The 14,761-nt window shown below is 62.9% G+C and carries 16 protein-coding genes; 9 read left to right on the top strand and 7 right to left on the bottom strand.

The window, feature by feature from the left end:
• Window positions 1-496: 496 nt before the first annotated feature.
• The 6 genes from AACZ55_RS11310 to AACZ55_RS11285 form a co-directional block, all read right to left on the bottom strand.
• Window positions 497-811, bottom strand: a complete 315-nt coding sequence (locus AACZ55_RS11310) for a hypothetical protein (RefSeq protein WP_338610537.1) — start codon at window positions 809-811, stop codon at window positions 497-499.
• A gap of 73 nt (window positions 812-884) precedes the next feature.
• The gene (locus AACZ55_RS11305) at window positions 885-1,646 is read right to left on the bottom strand and encodes a pentapeptide repeat-containing protein (RefSeq protein ID WP_339646155.1); all 762 of its coding nucleotides are present in this window, start codon (window positions 1,644-1,646) and stop codon (window positions 885-887) included.
• A complete protein-coding gene (gene gatA / locus AACZ55_RS11300) occupies window positions 1,646-3,130 on the bottom strand; it encodes an Asp-tRNA(Asn)/Glu-tRNA(Gln) amidotransferase subunit GatA (RefSeq protein WP_339646153.1) in 1,485 nt (494 codons plus the stop codon). The genes AACZ55_RS11305 and gatA overlap by 1 nt, the downstream gene beginning before the upstream one ends.
• A gap of 10 nt (window positions 3,131-3,140) precedes the next feature.
• Window positions 3,141-3,608, bottom strand: coding sequence for a GNAT family N-acetyltransferase (locus tag AACZ55_RS11295; RefSeq protein WP_338610531.1), 468 nt, complete (start codon window positions 3,606-3,608; stop codon window positions 3,141-3,143).
• Window positions 3,609-3,611: 3 nt separating this feature from the next.
• On the bottom strand, window positions 3,612-3,899 hold the full coding sequence (gatC, locus tag AACZ55_RS11290; RefSeq protein WP_338610529.1) for an Asp-tRNA(Asn)/Glu-tRNA(Gln) amidotransferase subunit GatC: 288 nt from the start codon (window positions 3,897-3,899) through the stop codon (window positions 3,612-3,614).
• Window positions 3,900-4,010: 111 nt separating this feature from the next.
• On the bottom strand, window positions 4,011-4,547 hold the full coding sequence (locus tag AACZ55_RS11285; RefSeq protein WP_339646151.1) for a hypothetical protein: 537 nt from the start codon (window positions 4,545-4,547) through the stop codon (window positions 4,011-4,013).
• A gap of 71 nt (window positions 4,548-4,618) precedes the next feature.
• Here AACZ55_RS11285 and ruvX point away from each other — a divergent pair, with 71 nt between their 5' ends.
• Window positions 4,619-5,077 carry a Holliday junction resolvase RuvX gene (gene ruvX / locus AACZ55_RS11280; RefSeq protein ID WP_339646149.1) on the top strand — a complete coding sequence of 153 codons (459 nt, stop codon included), beginning with the start codon at window positions 4,619-4,621 and terminating at the stop codon, window positions 5,075-5,077.
• Here ruvX and AACZ55_RS11275 read toward each other — a convergent pair.
• Complete coding sequence (locus AACZ55_RS11275; RefSeq protein WP_339646147.1) at window positions 5,063-6,016, bottom strand: AraC family transcriptional regulator; 954 nt, start codon at window positions 6,014-6,016, stop codon at window positions 5,063-5,065. The two genes, ruvX and AACZ55_RS11275, sit on opposite strands and share 15 nt — an antisense overlap.
• A 132-nt stretch (window positions 6,017-6,148) precedes the next feature.
• On the opposite strand from AACZ55_RS11275, the gene AACZ55_RS11270 reads away from it, so the two are divergent.
• From AACZ55_RS11270 to topA, 8 genes are all read left to right on the top strand, one after another.
• Window positions 6,149-6,979, top strand: coding sequence for an NmrA family transcriptional regulator (locus AACZ55_RS11270; protein ID WP_339646145.1), 831 nt, complete (start codon window positions 6,149-6,151; stop codon window positions 6,977-6,979).
• Window positions 6,976-7,290, top strand: coding sequence for a hypothetical protein (locus AACZ55_RS11265; RefSeq protein ID WP_339646143.1), 315 nt, complete (start codon window positions 6,976-6,978; stop codon window positions 7,288-7,290). Before AACZ55_RS11270 ends, AACZ55_RS11265 begins: the two co-directional genes overlap by 4 nt.
• 175 nt (window positions 7,291-7,465) lie before the next feature.
• Window positions 7,466-8,455, top strand: a complete 990-nt coding sequence (locus tag AACZ55_RS11260; RefSeq protein WP_339646141.1) for an aspartate carbamoyltransferase catalytic subunit — start codon at window positions 7,466-7,468, stop codon at window positions 8,453-8,455.
• Complete coding sequence (pyrC, locus tag AACZ55_RS11255; protein ID WP_339646139.1) at window positions 8,448-9,746, top strand: dihydroorotase; 1,299 nt, start codon at window positions 8,448-8,450, stop codon at window positions 9,744-9,746. The genes AACZ55_RS11260 and pyrC overlap by 8 nt, the downstream gene beginning before the upstream one ends.
• A complete protein-coding gene (gene plsY / locus AACZ55_RS11250) occupies window positions 9,743-10,345 on the top strand; it encodes a glycerol-3-phosphate 1-O-acyltransferase PlsY (protein WP_339646138.1) in 603 nt (200 codons plus the stop codon). Before pyrC ends, plsY begins: the two co-directional genes overlap by 4 nt.
• Before the next feature lie 9 nt (window positions 10,346-10,354).
• Window positions 10,355-11,470: a DNA-processing protein DprA gene (dprA, locus tag AACZ55_RS11245; protein ID WP_339646137.1), complete on the top strand. Its 1,116-nt coding sequence runs from the start codon at window positions 10,355-10,357 to the stop codon at window positions 11,468-11,470.
• A 10-nt stretch (window positions 11,471-11,480) separates the two neighbouring features.
• The gene (locus AACZ55_RS11240) at window positions 11,481-12,155 is read left to right on the top strand and encodes a DJ-1/PfpI family protein (protein ID WP_339646135.1); all 675 of its coding nucleotides are present in this window, start codon (window positions 11,481-11,483) and stop codon (window positions 12,153-12,155) included.
• A 123-nt stretch (window positions 12,156-12,278) separates the two neighbouring features.
• Window positions 12,279-14,761 (top strand): type I DNA topoisomerase (gene topA / locus AACZ55_RS11235; RefSeq protein WP_339646133.1); only part of this gene is annotated, 2,483 nt, incomplete at its 3' end.

Raw genomic sequence — 14,761 nt, 5'->3', positions numbered from 1 at the left:
GCGGCCGTGAGGGGAGAATGGCACGGGGGTGATGGGGCGGGGATAAAGTTTTTTGCGGCTGGGCGGGTAAGGGCTTGCTCTCCAGCATCTCATCCTCCGCCGCGTCATCCTCGGGCTCGACCCGGGGATCCGCAGGGCGTCCACTAGCGCAGCAGAAATGGTGCGCCTTCGCGCTTCATCGGTCCCCAACCCCTTCACCGGCTTCCCGATGCAGCGGATACCCGGATCAAGTCCGAGGATGACGATGGGGGGAAGTGAGTGGTGGTGATGGAGCCGGGAGCCTGCCCAACTCCCATCGCTGTCCCGGACGCGATCCGGGACCCAGCAGCATCGCCGCCGCTCCGGTGCGGGAGGAGAGGCACACGGACCCAGGCGTTCGCCGGGGAAGCGAGGGGGGAGCGTGAGGCCGCCACGCGGCTTCTCCCACAGGCAGCGTCGCAGATCCCTGGGCAAAGCTCCGGGATAACTTTGGGGGTGAGGCGAGTGCCGTCGGCGGCTAATGGCGGGGCGCTTCGGACAGCGTCATGGCGATATGCTCCCATTCCTGGGAGACCGACGGCGCGGCCCGGCGTTTTCCGGAGCGGCGGTACCAATAATCGGCGTTCCCCATATCGGCTTCAATCCAGTGCAGCAGGGCGTGAACCCAATCAAAGGCTTCGACGCCTTCCATCTGGACCACGATCCGGTGGGCTTCCTCCCATTCCGGTCCCATGCGGAATTCGCCCTTGCGAATCCACCAGAGCGCCTGAAGCGGCATGCTGAGATCCTTGGGCGGAGCGGACCAATCGTGGGTGGTGAAGATATCGGACATGAGTTTCGTGCGTACCGGTAAACAGTTGAAAAGGTGAGTTAGCCGCTAAGGGCCGTCAGTGCAACATGGTGGCTCAGCGGGCTCGCGGAAAGACCCTGATGCCCAAAGGCCGCACCAGATCGGTCAACTGGTCGGCCGAAACCCTGACGCCTTCAAAGCTGGTGAGCCCGGTTACATCGAGGCCGAGCAGCGTAGCTTCGCGCAGATCGGTATTATCGAGAATGGCGCCGTTGAGATTGGCTTCGGAAAGGTCCGAGCCACGCATGTCCGCGCTCGAAAGCGTTGTCTGGCGCAGATCGGCCTGGCGCAGGCTGCATTCGGAAAACACGCAGTCTTCAAGCCGGGCCTGGCGGAAATTCGACATATCGAGCTGGGTGCCGATGAAGCGCACGCGGGAAACCGCGACCCGGCCCGAGGCCTTGGCAAACCGTGCATCCTCGAAATCAGCCCCCGCAGCCTTGCAATGTTTGAAGGTCGTATCGAACAGGCTCGCCAGCCCGAATTTCGCCGTCGCCAGATTGCAGTTCTCGAACGTCGCGCCCTCGAAATCAGCGCGGGAGAAATCGCAGCCCTGCCGGGTTTCGGCATCAAAGAACGAGCAATTGGAAAATGTCGCATCGGTGAAATTGGCGCCGCCGAACCAGGCCCGCTCGAAGGTGCAGTTTTCGAACTTTGCACCTGCCAGCTCGGCATCGGTCAAATGGGCATCGCGGAAGGCGCAATGGCGCGCATGCAGCGCGCCATCAGGGAGATCGGACCAGTCGATCACCGAGAGATCGGCATTCTCGACGGGCTTTTTGGCAAGAATCAGCTCTTCGAGCTGCCCCTGGGTCATTACCACCATTTGGCGGGGGCCAGATCGAGAGCGGCGCTCTTTTCAATGACCCGACCGGCGGCAAATAGCGTTTCTTCGTCGAACGGCTTGCCGATGAGCTGTAGCCCGAGGGGAAGCCCCTGCCCGTCCTTGCCGGCGGGAACCGCAATGCCCGGCAGACCGGCCATGTTCACGGTGACCGTGAAGATGTCGTTGAGATACATCTTGACCGGATCGGCGTGCAGTTCCTGATCGGCGATGCCAAAGGCCGCCGAGGGCGTGGCCGGGGTCAGGATGGCATCGACGCCGGCGTTGAAGACGTCCTCGAAATCGCGCTTGATGAGGGTGCGGACCTTCTGGGCGCGGACGTAATAGGCGTCGTAATAGCCGGCTGAAAGCACATAGGTGCCGATCATCACGCGGCGTTTGACCTCGCGACCGAACCCTTCGGCGCGGGTCAATTCGTACATGTCGGTGATGTCCTTGCCCGAAACGCGCAGACCGTATTTGACGCCGTCGTAGCGGGCGAGGTTGGACGAGGCTTCGGCGGGGGCGACGATGTAATAGGCCGGCAGCGCATATTTGGTGTGCGGCAGGGAGATGTCCTTGACCGTCGCACCTTCGGCTTTCAGCCATTCAAGGCCCTGGGTCCAGAGCTTTTCGATCTCTTCGGGCATGCCGTCCATGCGGTATTCGGCCGGAACGCCGATGGTCATGCCCTTGACGCCCCGCTCCACCGCAGTGGCGAAATCGGGGACGGCCATATCGACCGAGGTGGAATCCCTGGGGTCGAACCCGGCCATCGACTGCAGCATCAGGGCCGTATCCTCAACGGTGCGGGCAATCGGCCCGGCCTGATCGAGCGAGGAGGCGAAGGCAACGGTGCCCCAGCGCGAGCAGCGGCCATAGGTCGGCTTGATGCCCACGGTGCCGGTGAACGCCGCGGGCTGGCGGATCGAACCGCCGGTGTCGGTGGCCGTCGCGCCGGCGCACAGCCATGCGGAAACGGCGGCGGCGGACCCGCCAGAGGACCCGCCGGGCACCAGATCCTTGTTGCCGCCCTCCCCGCGCCAGGGATTGACCACGGGGCCGTAATACGAGGTCTCGTTGGACGAACCCATGGCGAATTCGTCCATGTTGAGCTTGCCCAGCATGACGGCACCGTCGGCCCACAGGTGCTCGGTGACCGTGGATTCATATTCGGGCTTGAAGCCATCGAGGATGTGGCTGGCGGCCTGGGTGTGGACGCCCTTTGTGGCGAACAGATCCTTGACGCCAAGCGGCACGCCTTCGAGCATACCATTGTCGCCGGACGCGATTTTGGCGTCGGATGCCTTGGCCATCTCGCGCGCCTGCTCGGCGGTAACGGCGACATAGGCGTTGAGCTTGTCGTTTCCGGCCTCGATGGCCGAAATATAGGAATCGGTGGCTTCGAGCGCCGTGAATTCCTTGGCGGCGATACCATCGCGCAGGGCTTTGAGGCTCAGACGGGTAAGATCGGTCACGGATAAATCCTTAGATCAGGGCCTTTTCGTAAAAGGCTGAATATTCGCTATCGGGATAATCGAGAAAGGCGCCGCAACGGGTAAAGCCACCGCGCTCGTAAAGCCGCCAGGCCGGTTCGAACCCGGCCACTTTTCCGGTTTCGAGCTTGAGCATCGTAACGCCCTTTTGGCGGGCAAGCGCCTCGATGGCCTCGAGCAGCGCGACGCCGATGCGCTGGCCACGCACTTGTGGCAGCGTATACATGCGCTTGACCTCGGCCATGTTCTCGCCGAACGTTTTGAGAGCGCCCATGCCCACCGGCTGTCCAGCCGCATCGCGGGCGATGAACACCGTGGTGTCCGCACCCGCCATCTGTTCGACGGTCATCTGGAACTGAAACTCTGGCGGTGAGAGCGGGTTGAGGTAGGCGTTGAGCGCCTTGACCAGCGCCCGCACCTCGTCGGTCAACGGCGTCTCGATGGCTATGGTTGCGGCCACGGCCTACTCCACGACCTTGGGGACCATGAAGAAATTGTCTTCCGAAATCGGCGCGTTGGCGACGATCCGATCAGCATACCCGCCATCGGTCACCGCGTCATCGCGGCGGCGCAGGGTCATGGGGGTCACTGAATTCATCGGCTCGACGCCTTCGACATCGACCTCGCCGAGCTGTTCGACAAAGCCGAGAATGGCGTTGAGCTCACCCTCATAGGCGGCAACTTCGTCTTCGGTGATCCGGATGCGGGCCAGACGCCCGATGCGTCTTACTGTATCGGCGTCGACCGACATAGCTATCTCCTGGCAAGCTTGGTGTTGAATGGGCTTTTAGCAACGGGCGTCCAGCAAACGCAATCGGCAAATCCGCCCATCGGAAGGCTTTATGGGTTCGATCGATCCGTCTTACACTTCCACCGCGAGCCGGGGCTCAAGGACGATCAGGCTCGTCTGGCCCAGGTTTGGCACGAGTGCATCGAAGGCGATGTCGATCTCTCCATCGTCGACGGCCAGCGCAATGAGGCGCGGCCGGGCGATATCGAGCAAGGCGGTGCCATGGGCGGCGCATTGCGCACCCGATCCGGCGAGGACGATAACGCCATTGTCCGCGAACCCATTCCATTGCGCGCCGACCCCGGCGTCTTCGAGCACCAGCAGCCCCTCATCGACCGAATAGGCAACAAGACCGCGCGCGCCGAACCGGTAAAGGTCGAGCCCCTCATCACCCTCGTCTTCGTCGATCAGCCGCGGGCGGCGGCGCGGACGCCATTCTTTGGCGTCGAACTGGGCAAGATCGGAACTCTGGGCCGAAATAACTGTCTGGGCTCCGGCGATCAGTTCGGTGCGATCGATCCCCTCGGGAGCGCCCTCGACATGAGTAACAATGATCCGCCCCGCGATCTGGACGCGGAAGGTCATATCGGCAAACCAGGTGATCTTCATTCCATTTCCCTTGCCAGTGCGGCGCAAACTGCTGATAAGCCGACAGAGAAATCTCCGCAAGGAACCTCGAAATGACCGATGCCCCCTATGCCCTCGCCGACCTGCGTCCTGCGGGCAAGCTGATGGGGCTCGATCTGGGCACGAAGACCATCGGTGTGGCGATCTCGGATTCCCTGCGCATGGCGGCCTCACCGATCGAAACCATCAAGCGCACGAAATTTACCGCGGACGCGGAGCGCCTCCTGGCATTGATTGACAAAAACAATGTGACGGGCATCGTCATGGGCCTGCCGCTCAACATGGATGGCAGCGAGGGGCCCCGTGCCCAATCGGCCAGGGCGTTCGTGCGGAATCTGAAGCAAAAGACCGATCTGCCCATCGTCTTCTGGGACGAGCGCATGTCCACAATGGCGGTCACCCGCACCATGCTTGAAGCCGATCTTTCGCGCGCCAAGCGCGCCGAAGTGGTCGACAAGCTGGCCGCCAGCTACATTTTGCAGGGTGCGCTGGACCGTTTACGCCGCAACTGAGCGACGCGTTGCACCCGGAGGTTTGCCAAAATACTGCCGGAAGGCCCGGCTGAAAGCGGCCTCGGACCGATAGCCGGCCGCCCGAGCCACCGTAGCCAACGGATCGGTGGTTTCCATGAGCCGCGCCCGGGCCAGATGCAACCGCCATTGCCCAAGATAGGCCATGGCCGATTGCCCCAGCCGCGCGCTGAACCGCGCCGAAAAGGCAGAACGCGACATACCCGCCTGGGCGGCCAGTTGTGCGAGCGTCCAGTCGGTTTGCGGATAGCGATGAATGGCCACTAACGCCCGCCCCAATTGCGGATCGCGCAACGCGGCAAGCCAGCCCTGTTCGCTTTCGGGCGCCGAGTCGAGCCAGGTTCGGACCCCCTGAATGACCAGAATATCGGCAAGCCGCGTCATGACGATTTCGCCCCCCGGCCTGAGCGAACTCGCTTCGCGCGAAATCAGCCCCAGCGTGCTCCGCACCCAATCGCCAAGCGACTCATCCCATCCCTCGATCCGGATAACCCGTGGCAAAACGCTCAGCAGTCGCTGCCCCGCAACACTGTCGAACTGCACGACGCCTGCCATGGCGCGCGTCATCTCCCCGCCTCCACCATGGGTCATCAACTCATAGCGTTCGCTGATCTTTTCGACCGGAAGGTCGAACAGTGGCTCTGCGTGGGCACCCGTCTCGCTCAGCAGTTTGAAACTGTCGCCATGCGGAAGCAGCACCATGGTGCCAGCCGAGAGCGGCACACTCTCATCGTCCATTTCAGCAATGCAGCGTCCAGCGGTGACAATCACGAAGATCATCGAATCGACGAGCCTGGGCAGGACGATCCCCCAGGGCGCCGTCATGGTCGCACGGCAATAGAGCGTGCCTGTGAGCCGCAACATGTGGAGCACTTCGCCAAGCGGATCGGCCAGCGGCGCGGGTTGAAAGCAATCGTCCATCTCCAAAAACTAACCCAGCGCCTTCCGATAGTCCAGATATTTAGACGAACCGCAAATATATCCGGTCGAAAAATAATTGTTCGTCCAGGCCATTCGCCTGACATTGGCATTATCGTCAACAGGAGACAGAAAATGCCAATCGACAATCCAATCCTCGTCATCGGTGCCACCGGCAAGATCGGGTCCCGCGTCGCCCACCGCCTTGCCGACAACGGACATCCCCATCGGGCCGTTTCGCGTTCCACGGCACCGGTATTCGACTGGGAGGACCCGGCAGGCTGGGCAAGAGCTATGGAAGGCATGCACAGTGCCTTTGTCACCTACGTGCCCGACCTTGCGGTTCCCGGCGCACCCGAAATCATCGAGCGGTTCGCCACGACCGCTAAGGCTCAAGGACTTCGCAAGATCGTTCTGCTTTCGGGGCGCGGCGAGCACGGCGCCGAGCTGTCCGAGGACAGGGTACGCCAGAGCGGACTTGACCATGTCATTGTGCGGGCAAGCTGGTTCAACCAGAACTTCGATGAGGGCCAGCTGCTCCCTTCGGTTCTCTCGGGCACGCTGGCGCTGGCCGCCGACGACAGGCTCGAGCCCTTCGTGGACGCCGACGACATCGCCGATGTGGCCGTCGCCGCGCTGCTCGATGAGCGCCACACCAGCGAGACTTATGAGGTGACGGGACCGCGACTCATGACATTTGCCGATGTCGCAAGGGAGATTTCGGCCGCATCCGGACTGGACGTAACCTACATCCCGCTCAGCGTCGAAGACTTCCACGCGGCCCTGTTGCCCGTCATCGGCAAAGACGATGCCGACCTTCTCGCCAATCTCTGCGCCGAGGTGTTCGACGGACGCAATGAATGGCTTGGCGACGGGGTTCAGCGCGCGCTGGGGCGTGAGCCGCGAGACTTTGCCGATTATCTTCGCACCGCAATCGCCAATGGCGCATGGCAGCAGGCAGCATGATCGCCCGGCTCGAAAGCGGCTATCTGTTACTGGCCGGAGTGGTCGCAGCGCTGACCGGACTGGGTATGATCGCCCTGCCCGGCGCCTTTTATGGCAGCTACGGCATCGATCCGGCGGCTTCGATCGATCTGGCCAACGAGTTACGTTCGCCAGGACTTTGGCTCGCCTTGATCGGGTTCATTATCGCACGCGGAGCGTTGAGGCCCGATATGCGACGCCTCCCGCCGCCACCGCGGCTGCCTTTTATCTCAGCCATGCCGCAGCACGAGGCTTGGCGATCGCCGCGGACGGTCCGCCCGGACCCGGCCTGATAACTGCGATGACATCAGAACTGCTGCTCGGCATCGCCGGCGCGCTTTTCTGGCGGCGCAGACATGCCGAGGGGCTCGGGCTCCCATAATCCGGGAATCACAGAAATCTCGCTTGCGACCCTTGCCGCCCCCGCCGCCATACGGTAGGGACCGGCAGTCGCAAGTGGGACATCAGATGGCACGACGACAGCCAGATTCTTCGGACACGCAGGCCGGCGCGTCCGGTTCCTTTCTTCCTTTCCGCCACAGGCATTTGTTGGGAATCGCCCAGCTCAATCCGGTCGAGATCATCGATCTCCTGGACCGGGCCGAGGCGATGATCCCCATTTCGCGACAGCGCAAGACGCTGCCGAGCCTGGCGGGCAAGACCCAGATCAATCTGTTTTTCGAAAATTCGACCCGCACTCAGGCGAGTTTCGAGATCGCCGGCAAGCGGCTGGGCGCGACGGTGATGAACATGGCCGTGCGCACATCATCGGTGGCCAAGGGCGAAACGCTGATCGATACCGCAGCGACGCTGAACGCCATGCAGCCCGACGCCATCGTCGTGCGGCACGGATCGTCCGGCGCGGTGGAATTGCTGAGTCAAAAGGTCGAATGCGCGGTGCTCAACGCTGGTGACGGCGCTCACGAGCACCCCACACAGGCTCTGCTCGATGCGCTGACCATCCGCCGCCACAAGGGGCGGCTGAACGGGCTGACCGTGGCGATCTGCGGCGATATCGCCAATTCGCGCGTTGCCCGCTCGAACCTTATTCTTCTGGGCGCCATGCAGGCCCGTACGCGGGTCATCGCGCCCAAATCGCTGCTGCCGCGCGGTGTCGAACAAATGGCCTCGGAAGTCTTCACCGACATGGAAAAGGGCCTCGAAGGCGTCGACGTTGTGATGATGCTGCGGCTGCAGAACGAACGCGCCTCGGGCGGCAAGCTGATCCCATCGGTGCGCGAATATTACCGTTTTTACGGGCTCGATGCCGACAAGCTGGCCAGAGCCAATGCCGATGCCCTGGTCATGCACCCCGGCCCCATGAACCGGGGCGTGGAAATCGACCCGGCCATTGCCGACGGCCCGCAATCGGTGATTACCGAACAGGTCGAGATGGGCGTCGCCGTGCGCATGGCGGTGCTCGATGCGCTGCTCAACAAGGAGGAAGGCAGTGAATAAGCCCTTCCTTATAGAAAACGCGCGCATCATCGATCCCGCCAGCAATGCCGATTTCACCGGCGCGGTGCTGATCGAAAACGGACGCATATCGGACATTGTTGAGGGCAAGGCGCCCGGAGCACCCGACAAGGCCGAAACCATCGATGCAAAAGGGCTGGTGCTGGCGCCGGGTCTTATCGACATGCGGGTGTTTACCGGCGAGCCCGGCCACGAATACCGGGAGACACTCAAGAGTGCCGGCCGCGCTGCCGCAGCAGGTGGGGTCACCTCGATCCTCGTCATGCCCGACACCCAACCTGTGATCGACAACAGCGCGCTGGTCGAATTCATCGCCCGCCATGCCGAGGCGACCACCTGCGTCAACGTCCTGCCAACCGCTGCAATCACCACAGGCACCGAGGGCAAGGACCTCACCGAATTCGGACTGCTCAAGGAAGCGGGCGCGGTGTGCTTTACCGAAGGGCGCAAAGCGCTCCAAAGCAGCGCGGTGATCCGCGCCGCCATGGTCTATGCCACCAATTTCGATATGCCGATCATGCTCCTGCCCGCAGATGCGCACCTGGTTTCCGACGGTGTAATGAATTCGGGGCCGCTGGCGACCTTTCGGGGCCTCAAGGGCATCCCCGCCGAGGCTGAAACCATTCCCCTCGACCGCGACCTGCAACTGGCGCTGATGACCGGCGCGCGCTACCACGCCGCAGCCATCTCGACGGCCCGGTCCGCCGAACTGGCTGCATTCTACAAGCAGCGCAGCACCGCCATTTCGGTCGGCGCTTCGATCAACAATCTGTGCCTGAACGAGAACGACATCGGCTCGTACCGAACCTTCTTCAAGCTCAACCCGCCCCTGCGCACCGAAGACGACAGGTTGGCCCTGGTCGAAGCGCTCAAGGACGGGACCGTCGACGTTATCATGTCCGATCACGACCCTCAGGATGCCGAAGGCAAGCGTCAGCCCTTTGCCGACGCCGCGACGGGCGCCATCGGGCTCGAGACCCTGCTGGCCGCCGCCTTGCGGCTCGTCCATTCAGGTGATGTCGATCTGATAACCATTCTGCGCGCCATGACCGCGCGGCCCGCCGAAATTCTGGGAATAAAGGCCGGGCGGATCGCCAAGGGCGCCAAGGCCGATATTTGTCTTTTCGATCCGGACTATCCATGGATTGTCGAGGAAGCTACCATTCGCTCGCGTTCGACCAACACCACGTTCGAGAACGCCCGCATGTCGGGCAAGGTCATGGCGACCCTGGTTGGCGGGCGCGTTGTTTATAGAGAGGAAGCCTTCGCATGACCCAGTATGCGCTGGCCCTTATATTGGGGTATCTGCTCGGCTCGGTTCCGTTCGGATTTGTGATCACCAGAGCAGCCGGGCTCGGAGACGTCCGCACCATCGGTTCGGGCAATATCGGCGCAACCAATGTGCTGCGCACCGGCCGGCGCGATATCGCGGCGCTAACCCTGCTCCTCGATGCGGGCAAGGGTGCCGTGGCCGTGCTGGTTGCCAACTGGCTCTGGGGCCAAGAGGCCGCGATGATCGCCGGCGTTGCGGCCTTCCTGGGCCACATCTTCCCGGTCTGGCTGGGCTTTAAAGGCGGCAAGGGTGTAGCAACCTATGTCGGCATCCTTCTGGCCCTCAACTGGGTGGTCGGGCTGATCTTTTGCGCAACCTGGCTGCTGATCCTGTTCGCTCAGCGCTATTCCTCGCTCGCCGCCCTCACTGCCGCGGCCACGGCCCCGATGTTTGCCTTCGCCTTTTCAGGCGTGCCGCTGACCTGGGTCACCGGCATCCTTTCGATCGTGCTGTTCATCACCCATCGCGAAAACATCATGCGGCTGGCCAGAGGAACCGAAAGCAAGGTTGGCAGCAGCAAAAACGCCGGGCAAGGCTAGGCCGAATAGATGACGCGCTCGAGTTTGACCCCATCCCAGCGCGTTTCATGGCTCCGACTTATCCGTTCGGACAATGTCGGGCCGACAACCTTCCGCACGCTTATCAACCGGTTCGGCTCGGCCGACGCCGCGCTTGACGCCCTGCCCCATCTGGCCCGGCGCGGCGGCGGCCAGCATGTCGGAATCCCGAGCCGGGACGAGGCCGAAGACGAAATCGCGCGCACCGAGGCAATCGGGGCGCGGCTGATTACGATCAATGACCCCGACTATCCGCCCCATCTGCGCCACGTCGCCGGGCCACCGCCTGTTCTGACCGTGATGGGCGGCACCGCTTTGACCGGCAAGCGGACAGTGGGCATCGTGGGTGCACGCAACGCCTCGGCCGCCGGACGCCGCATGGCGCAACTGCTCGCCACCGATCTGGGGCGCGAAGGCTATGTCATCGTTTCGGGCCTGGCGCGCGGCATCGATGCGGCGGCGCACCACGCTTCGCTTCAAACCGGGACCGTCGCCGTGATGGCTGGCGGTCTCGACCACATCTATCCCCGCGAAAATGATGACCTGGCCCGCGCCATTGTCGAGGCGGGCGGCACGCTGGTCACCGAAATGCCGCTCGGGTGGGAGCCCCGCGCGCGCGATTTCCCCCGCCGCAACCGGCTCGTGGCCGGCATCTGCCTTGGCGTGGTCATCGTCGAGGCCGCAAAGCGGTCGGGATCGCTGATTACCGCGCGGCTGGCACTGGAACAGGACCGGGAGGTCTTCGCCGTGCCCGGCTCGCCACTCGATCCGCGCGCCGAGGGCGGCAATCACCTCATCCAGCAGGGCGCAAAACTGGTGACCGGCGCGCGCGACATCGTCGCCGAACTCACCCATGCCGATCCGGCGCGCCTGCCGCTGTTCGAAAAAGAGATCACGGATTCCTCTCCCCCCGCCGCCACGGCGGACCCATCCGAGGACGAACGCGGGCGCCTGATAACAGCGCTCAGCCATGCCCCCACGGCCACCGACATGCTGATCGAGGCGACCGGTATTGCGGCCCCGGTGATGCAGATCCTGCTGCTCGAACTCGAACTGGCCGGGCGGATCGAGCGGTCGGCCGGTCAGCTTTTCGCGCTCAGGGCGTGAGGGTGCGCCTGTGAACGTCACCATGCTGCTCTATCCGCGTCTTACCCAGCTCGATCTCACGGGGCCGTTCGAGGTGATGGCGCGCTTTTCCGAGCTCAAGCTGCATCTGGTGTGGAAAACGCCCGATCCGGTGCGCGATGCGAACGGGCTGGCCATTGTGCCGACCCATACGTTTTCGACCTGCCCGCCGGCCGATATCGTCTTCGTGCCCGGCGGGCCCGGACAAATCGCGCTTATGGACGATACCGAAACGCTCGACTTCCTGCGCGATCAGGCCTGCACGGCACGCTATGTCACCTCGGTGTGTACCGGCTCGCTGGTCCTTGCTGCGGCGGGCCTGCTCAAGGGCCGCAGGGCAACATGCCACTGGACGTCACTGGACCAGCTCGCGCTGTTCGGGGTTACGCCAGTCGCCGAACGCGTCGTGATCGACGGCGATGTGATAACAGGTGCCGGCGTGACGTCGGGAATCGACTTTGCGCTGAGCCTGTGCGCACAACTATTCGGCCAAGAGCGTGCGAGATTGACGCAGTTGGGGATGGAATACGATCCGCAGCCGCCGTTCACAGGCGGATCGCCAAGGACGGCGTCAGAGACCGACCTTACGCAGGCGATGGAGGCAATACGCCCCTTCATCGAAAAGCGCCGCAAGGCATCCCAGGCGGCGGCCGAAAAGCTGCAATAACCGCGCGCAATTGACAGAAGCGAACGCTTTCACCATTTTGCGCGGACCTTGTGGGCGGGTGTCTTCCGCCCTATCTCCATCCCTTCAAGGCAATTCTCTCTTATTCGCGGAGCCGTCACAGGCATGAAAGTCGTCATCGTCGAAAGCCCGGCCAAGGCAAAGACCATCAACAAATATCTGGGCAAGGACTTCGAGGTTCTGGCCAGCTTTGGCCATGTGCGCGACCTGCCCGCCAAGGACGGATCGGTGCGGCCCGACGACGATTTCGCCATGAGTTGGGAAGTCGATTCCAACTCCAAAAAACGCCTTGCCGACATCACCCGCGCCCTCAAGGGCGCCGACGAGTTGATTCTGGCAACTGACCCGGATCGTGAAGGCGAAGCCATTTCCTGGCACCTGCTCGATGCGCTCAAGGCGAAAAAGGCCATCAAGGCCGACATGCCGGTCAAGCGCGTGGTTTTCAACGCCATCACCAAGGATGCCGTGACCACCGCCATGCAGCATCCGCGCGATATCGATGCGCCTCTGGTCGACGCCTATCTGGCCCGCCGGGCGCTCGATTATCTGGTGGGGTTCACGCTCTCGCCAATCCTGTGGCGCAAACTGCCCGGCTCACGCTCGGCAGGTCGCGTGCAATCGGTCGCCCTGCGTCTGGTCACCGAGCGCGAGGAAGAGATCGAGCGCTTCAAGCCCCAGGAATACTGGAGCGTCATTCCGACTCTCAACCAGTCCGGCAAGAGCTTTGCGACGCGGCTGTATTCGGTCGATGGCGACAAGACCGACAAGCTGGCCGTCAAGACCGGCGAGGATGCCGAGGGGCTTAAAACGGCCATCGAGAAGGGCAATTTCAAGGTTGCCAGCGTCGACAAGAAGCCGACCAAGCGCAATCCGTACGCGCCGTTCACAACATCCACGCTGCAGCAAGACGCCTCCTCGCGGCTGTCGCTGTCGCCTTCGCGCACCATGCAGATTGCCCAGCGCCTCTATGAGGACGGGCTGATCACCTATATGCGCACCGACGCGGTGCAGATGGCGCCCGAGGCCATCGAAGCTGCGCGCCGGGTGATCGGCAAGGAATTCGGCACCGAGTACGTGCCCGAAAAGCCGCGCCTCTATCAGACCAAGGCCAAAAACGCCCAGGAAGCGCACGAGGCGATCCGCCCCACCGATTTGGGCAAGCACCCCGATACGCTGCGCAATCTCGACCCCGACCAGCACAAGATCTACCAGCTGATCTGGCGCCGCGCGCTGGCCAGCCAGATGCGCTCGGCCGAAATCGAACGCACCACGGCCGATATCGACGTCATTGCCGCGGGCCGCGCCATTACCCTGCGTGCTACGGGTTCGGTCGTGACCTTCCCGGGCTTTCTCGGCGTCTATGGCGTGGAAAAGACCGACGAGGACGATGAGGACGGCAAGGATCTGCCCGCGCTCGATGTCGGCGACACCCCGGCGCTCGAAAACGTCGAGATCGAACAGCATTTCACCCAGCCCCCTGCCCGCTATACTGAAGCGAGCCTCATCAAGAAGATGGAAGAGCTGGGGATCGGCCGGCCTTCGACCTATGCGGCAACGCTCAAGACGCTCCAGGATCGCGATTATATCAAGCTTGAAAAACGCGCCATCATGCCCGAGGATCGCGGACGGCTGGTGACGGCATTCCTGCAGAGCTTTTTCACCAAATATGTCGAATACGGCTTTACCGCCGGTCTCGAGGAAGAGCTCGACGAGATTTCGGCCGGCCGGATCGACTACAAGGAAGTGCTGCGGCGTTTCTGGAAGGATTTTTCCCATCAGGCCGACGAGATCAAGGATCTGCGGGTTTCCGAAGTCCTCGATGCGCTCAACGACCTTCTGGGACACCATATCTTCCCCGAAAAGCCCGATGGGACCGACCCGCGGCTGTGCCCGACCTGCGGGACCGGCCAGCTTTCGCTGAAACTGGGCAAGTACGGCGCCTTTATCGGCTGCTCGAACTATCCCGAATGCCGCCATACCCAGCAGCTTGCCGAAAGCGCCACCGGACAGGCGTCCGAAGCCGCACAGGGCGATGGCGTTCTGGGCGCGGATCCGGAAACGGGATCGGAAATTTACCTCAAAACCGGTCGGTTCGGCCCCTATGTGCAGCTTGGCGAAGACGCCAAGGATGCCAAGCGCTCATCGATCCCCAAGGGCTGGGATGTCGGTGCCATGGATCTGGAAAAGGCATTGAAACTGCTCTCCCTACCGCGCGAAGTCGGCCTGCATCCCGAAGACAGCAAGCCGATCACCGCCGGGATCGGGCGTTACGGCCCCTTCGTGTTGCACGAGAAGACATATGCCAATCTCCCTGATGTGGAAGAAGTTTTCACAGTCGGGCTCAACCGCGCCGTTGACCTGATCGCCCAGAAGCGGGCCGGCGGCGGGCGCGGAGGACGTGGGGCCGCGGTGGCGGCGATCCAGACCTTCGAGCATGACGACGGTCCGATCACGGTTCGCGCGGGCCGCTACGGCCCTTATGTCAATCAGGGCAAGGTCAACGCCACCCTGCCCAAGGATCTGGCCCCCGAAGCCGTGACGCTTGAAAAAGCCCTGGAACTGATCGCCGCCAAGGGCGGTTCGAAGGG

Source organism: uncultured Pelagibacterium sp., assembly GCF_963972885.1.
Taxonomy (GTDB): Bacteria; Pseudomonadota; Alphaproteobacteria; order Rhizobiales; family Devosiaceae; genus Pelagibacterium; species Pelagibacterium nitratireducens.
This window is presented reverse-complemented; position numbering and strand designations above follow the sequence as displayed.

Bases quoted from the DNA above. Each gene is read 5' to 3' on its own strand.
- gatC (WP_338610529.1), bottom strand. From the start codon at position 3,899: ATGTCGGTCGACGCCGATACAGTAAGACGCATCGGGCGTCTGGCCCGC.
- plsY (WP_339646138.1), top strand. From the start codon at position 9,743: ATGACCCAGTATGCGCTGGCCCTTATATTGGGGTATCTGCTCGGCTCG.
- AACZ55_RS11285 (WP_339646151.1), bottom strand. From the start codon at position 4,547: ATGAAGATCACCTGGTTTGCCGATATGACCTTCCGCGTCCAGATCGCG.
- AACZ55_RS11275 (WP_339646147.1), bottom strand. From the start codon at position 6,016: ATGGACGATTGCTTTCAACCCGCGCCGCTGGCCGATCCGCTTGGCGAA.
- AACZ55_RS11270 (WP_339646145.1), top strand. From the start codon at position 6,149: ATGCCAATCGACAATCCAATCCTCGTCATCGGTGCCACCGGCAAGATC.
- AACZ55_RS11305 (WP_339646155.1), bottom strand. From the start codon at position 1,646: ATGACCCAGGGGCAGCTCGAAGAGCTGATTCTTGCCAAAAAGCCCGTC.
- ruvX (WP_339646149.1), top strand. From the start codon at position 4,619: ATGACCGATGCCCCCTATGCCCTCGCCGACCTGCGTCCTGCGGGCAAG.
- AACZ55_RS11260 (WP_339646141.1), top strand. From the start codon at position 7,466: ATGGCACGACGACAGCCAGATTCTTCGGACACGCAGGCCGGCGCGTCC.
- dprA (WP_339646137.1), top strand. From the start codon at position 10,355: ATGACGCGCTCGAGTTTGACCCCATCCCAGCGCGTTTCATGGCTCCGA.
- AACZ55_RS11265 (WP_339646143.1), top strand. From the start codon at position 6,976: ATGATCGCCCGGCTCGAAAGCGGCTATCTGTTACTGGCCGGAGTGGTC.
- AACZ55_RS11310 (WP_338610537.1), bottom strand. From the start codon at position 811: ATGTCCGATATCTTCACCACCCACGATTGGTCCGCTCCGCCCAAGGAT.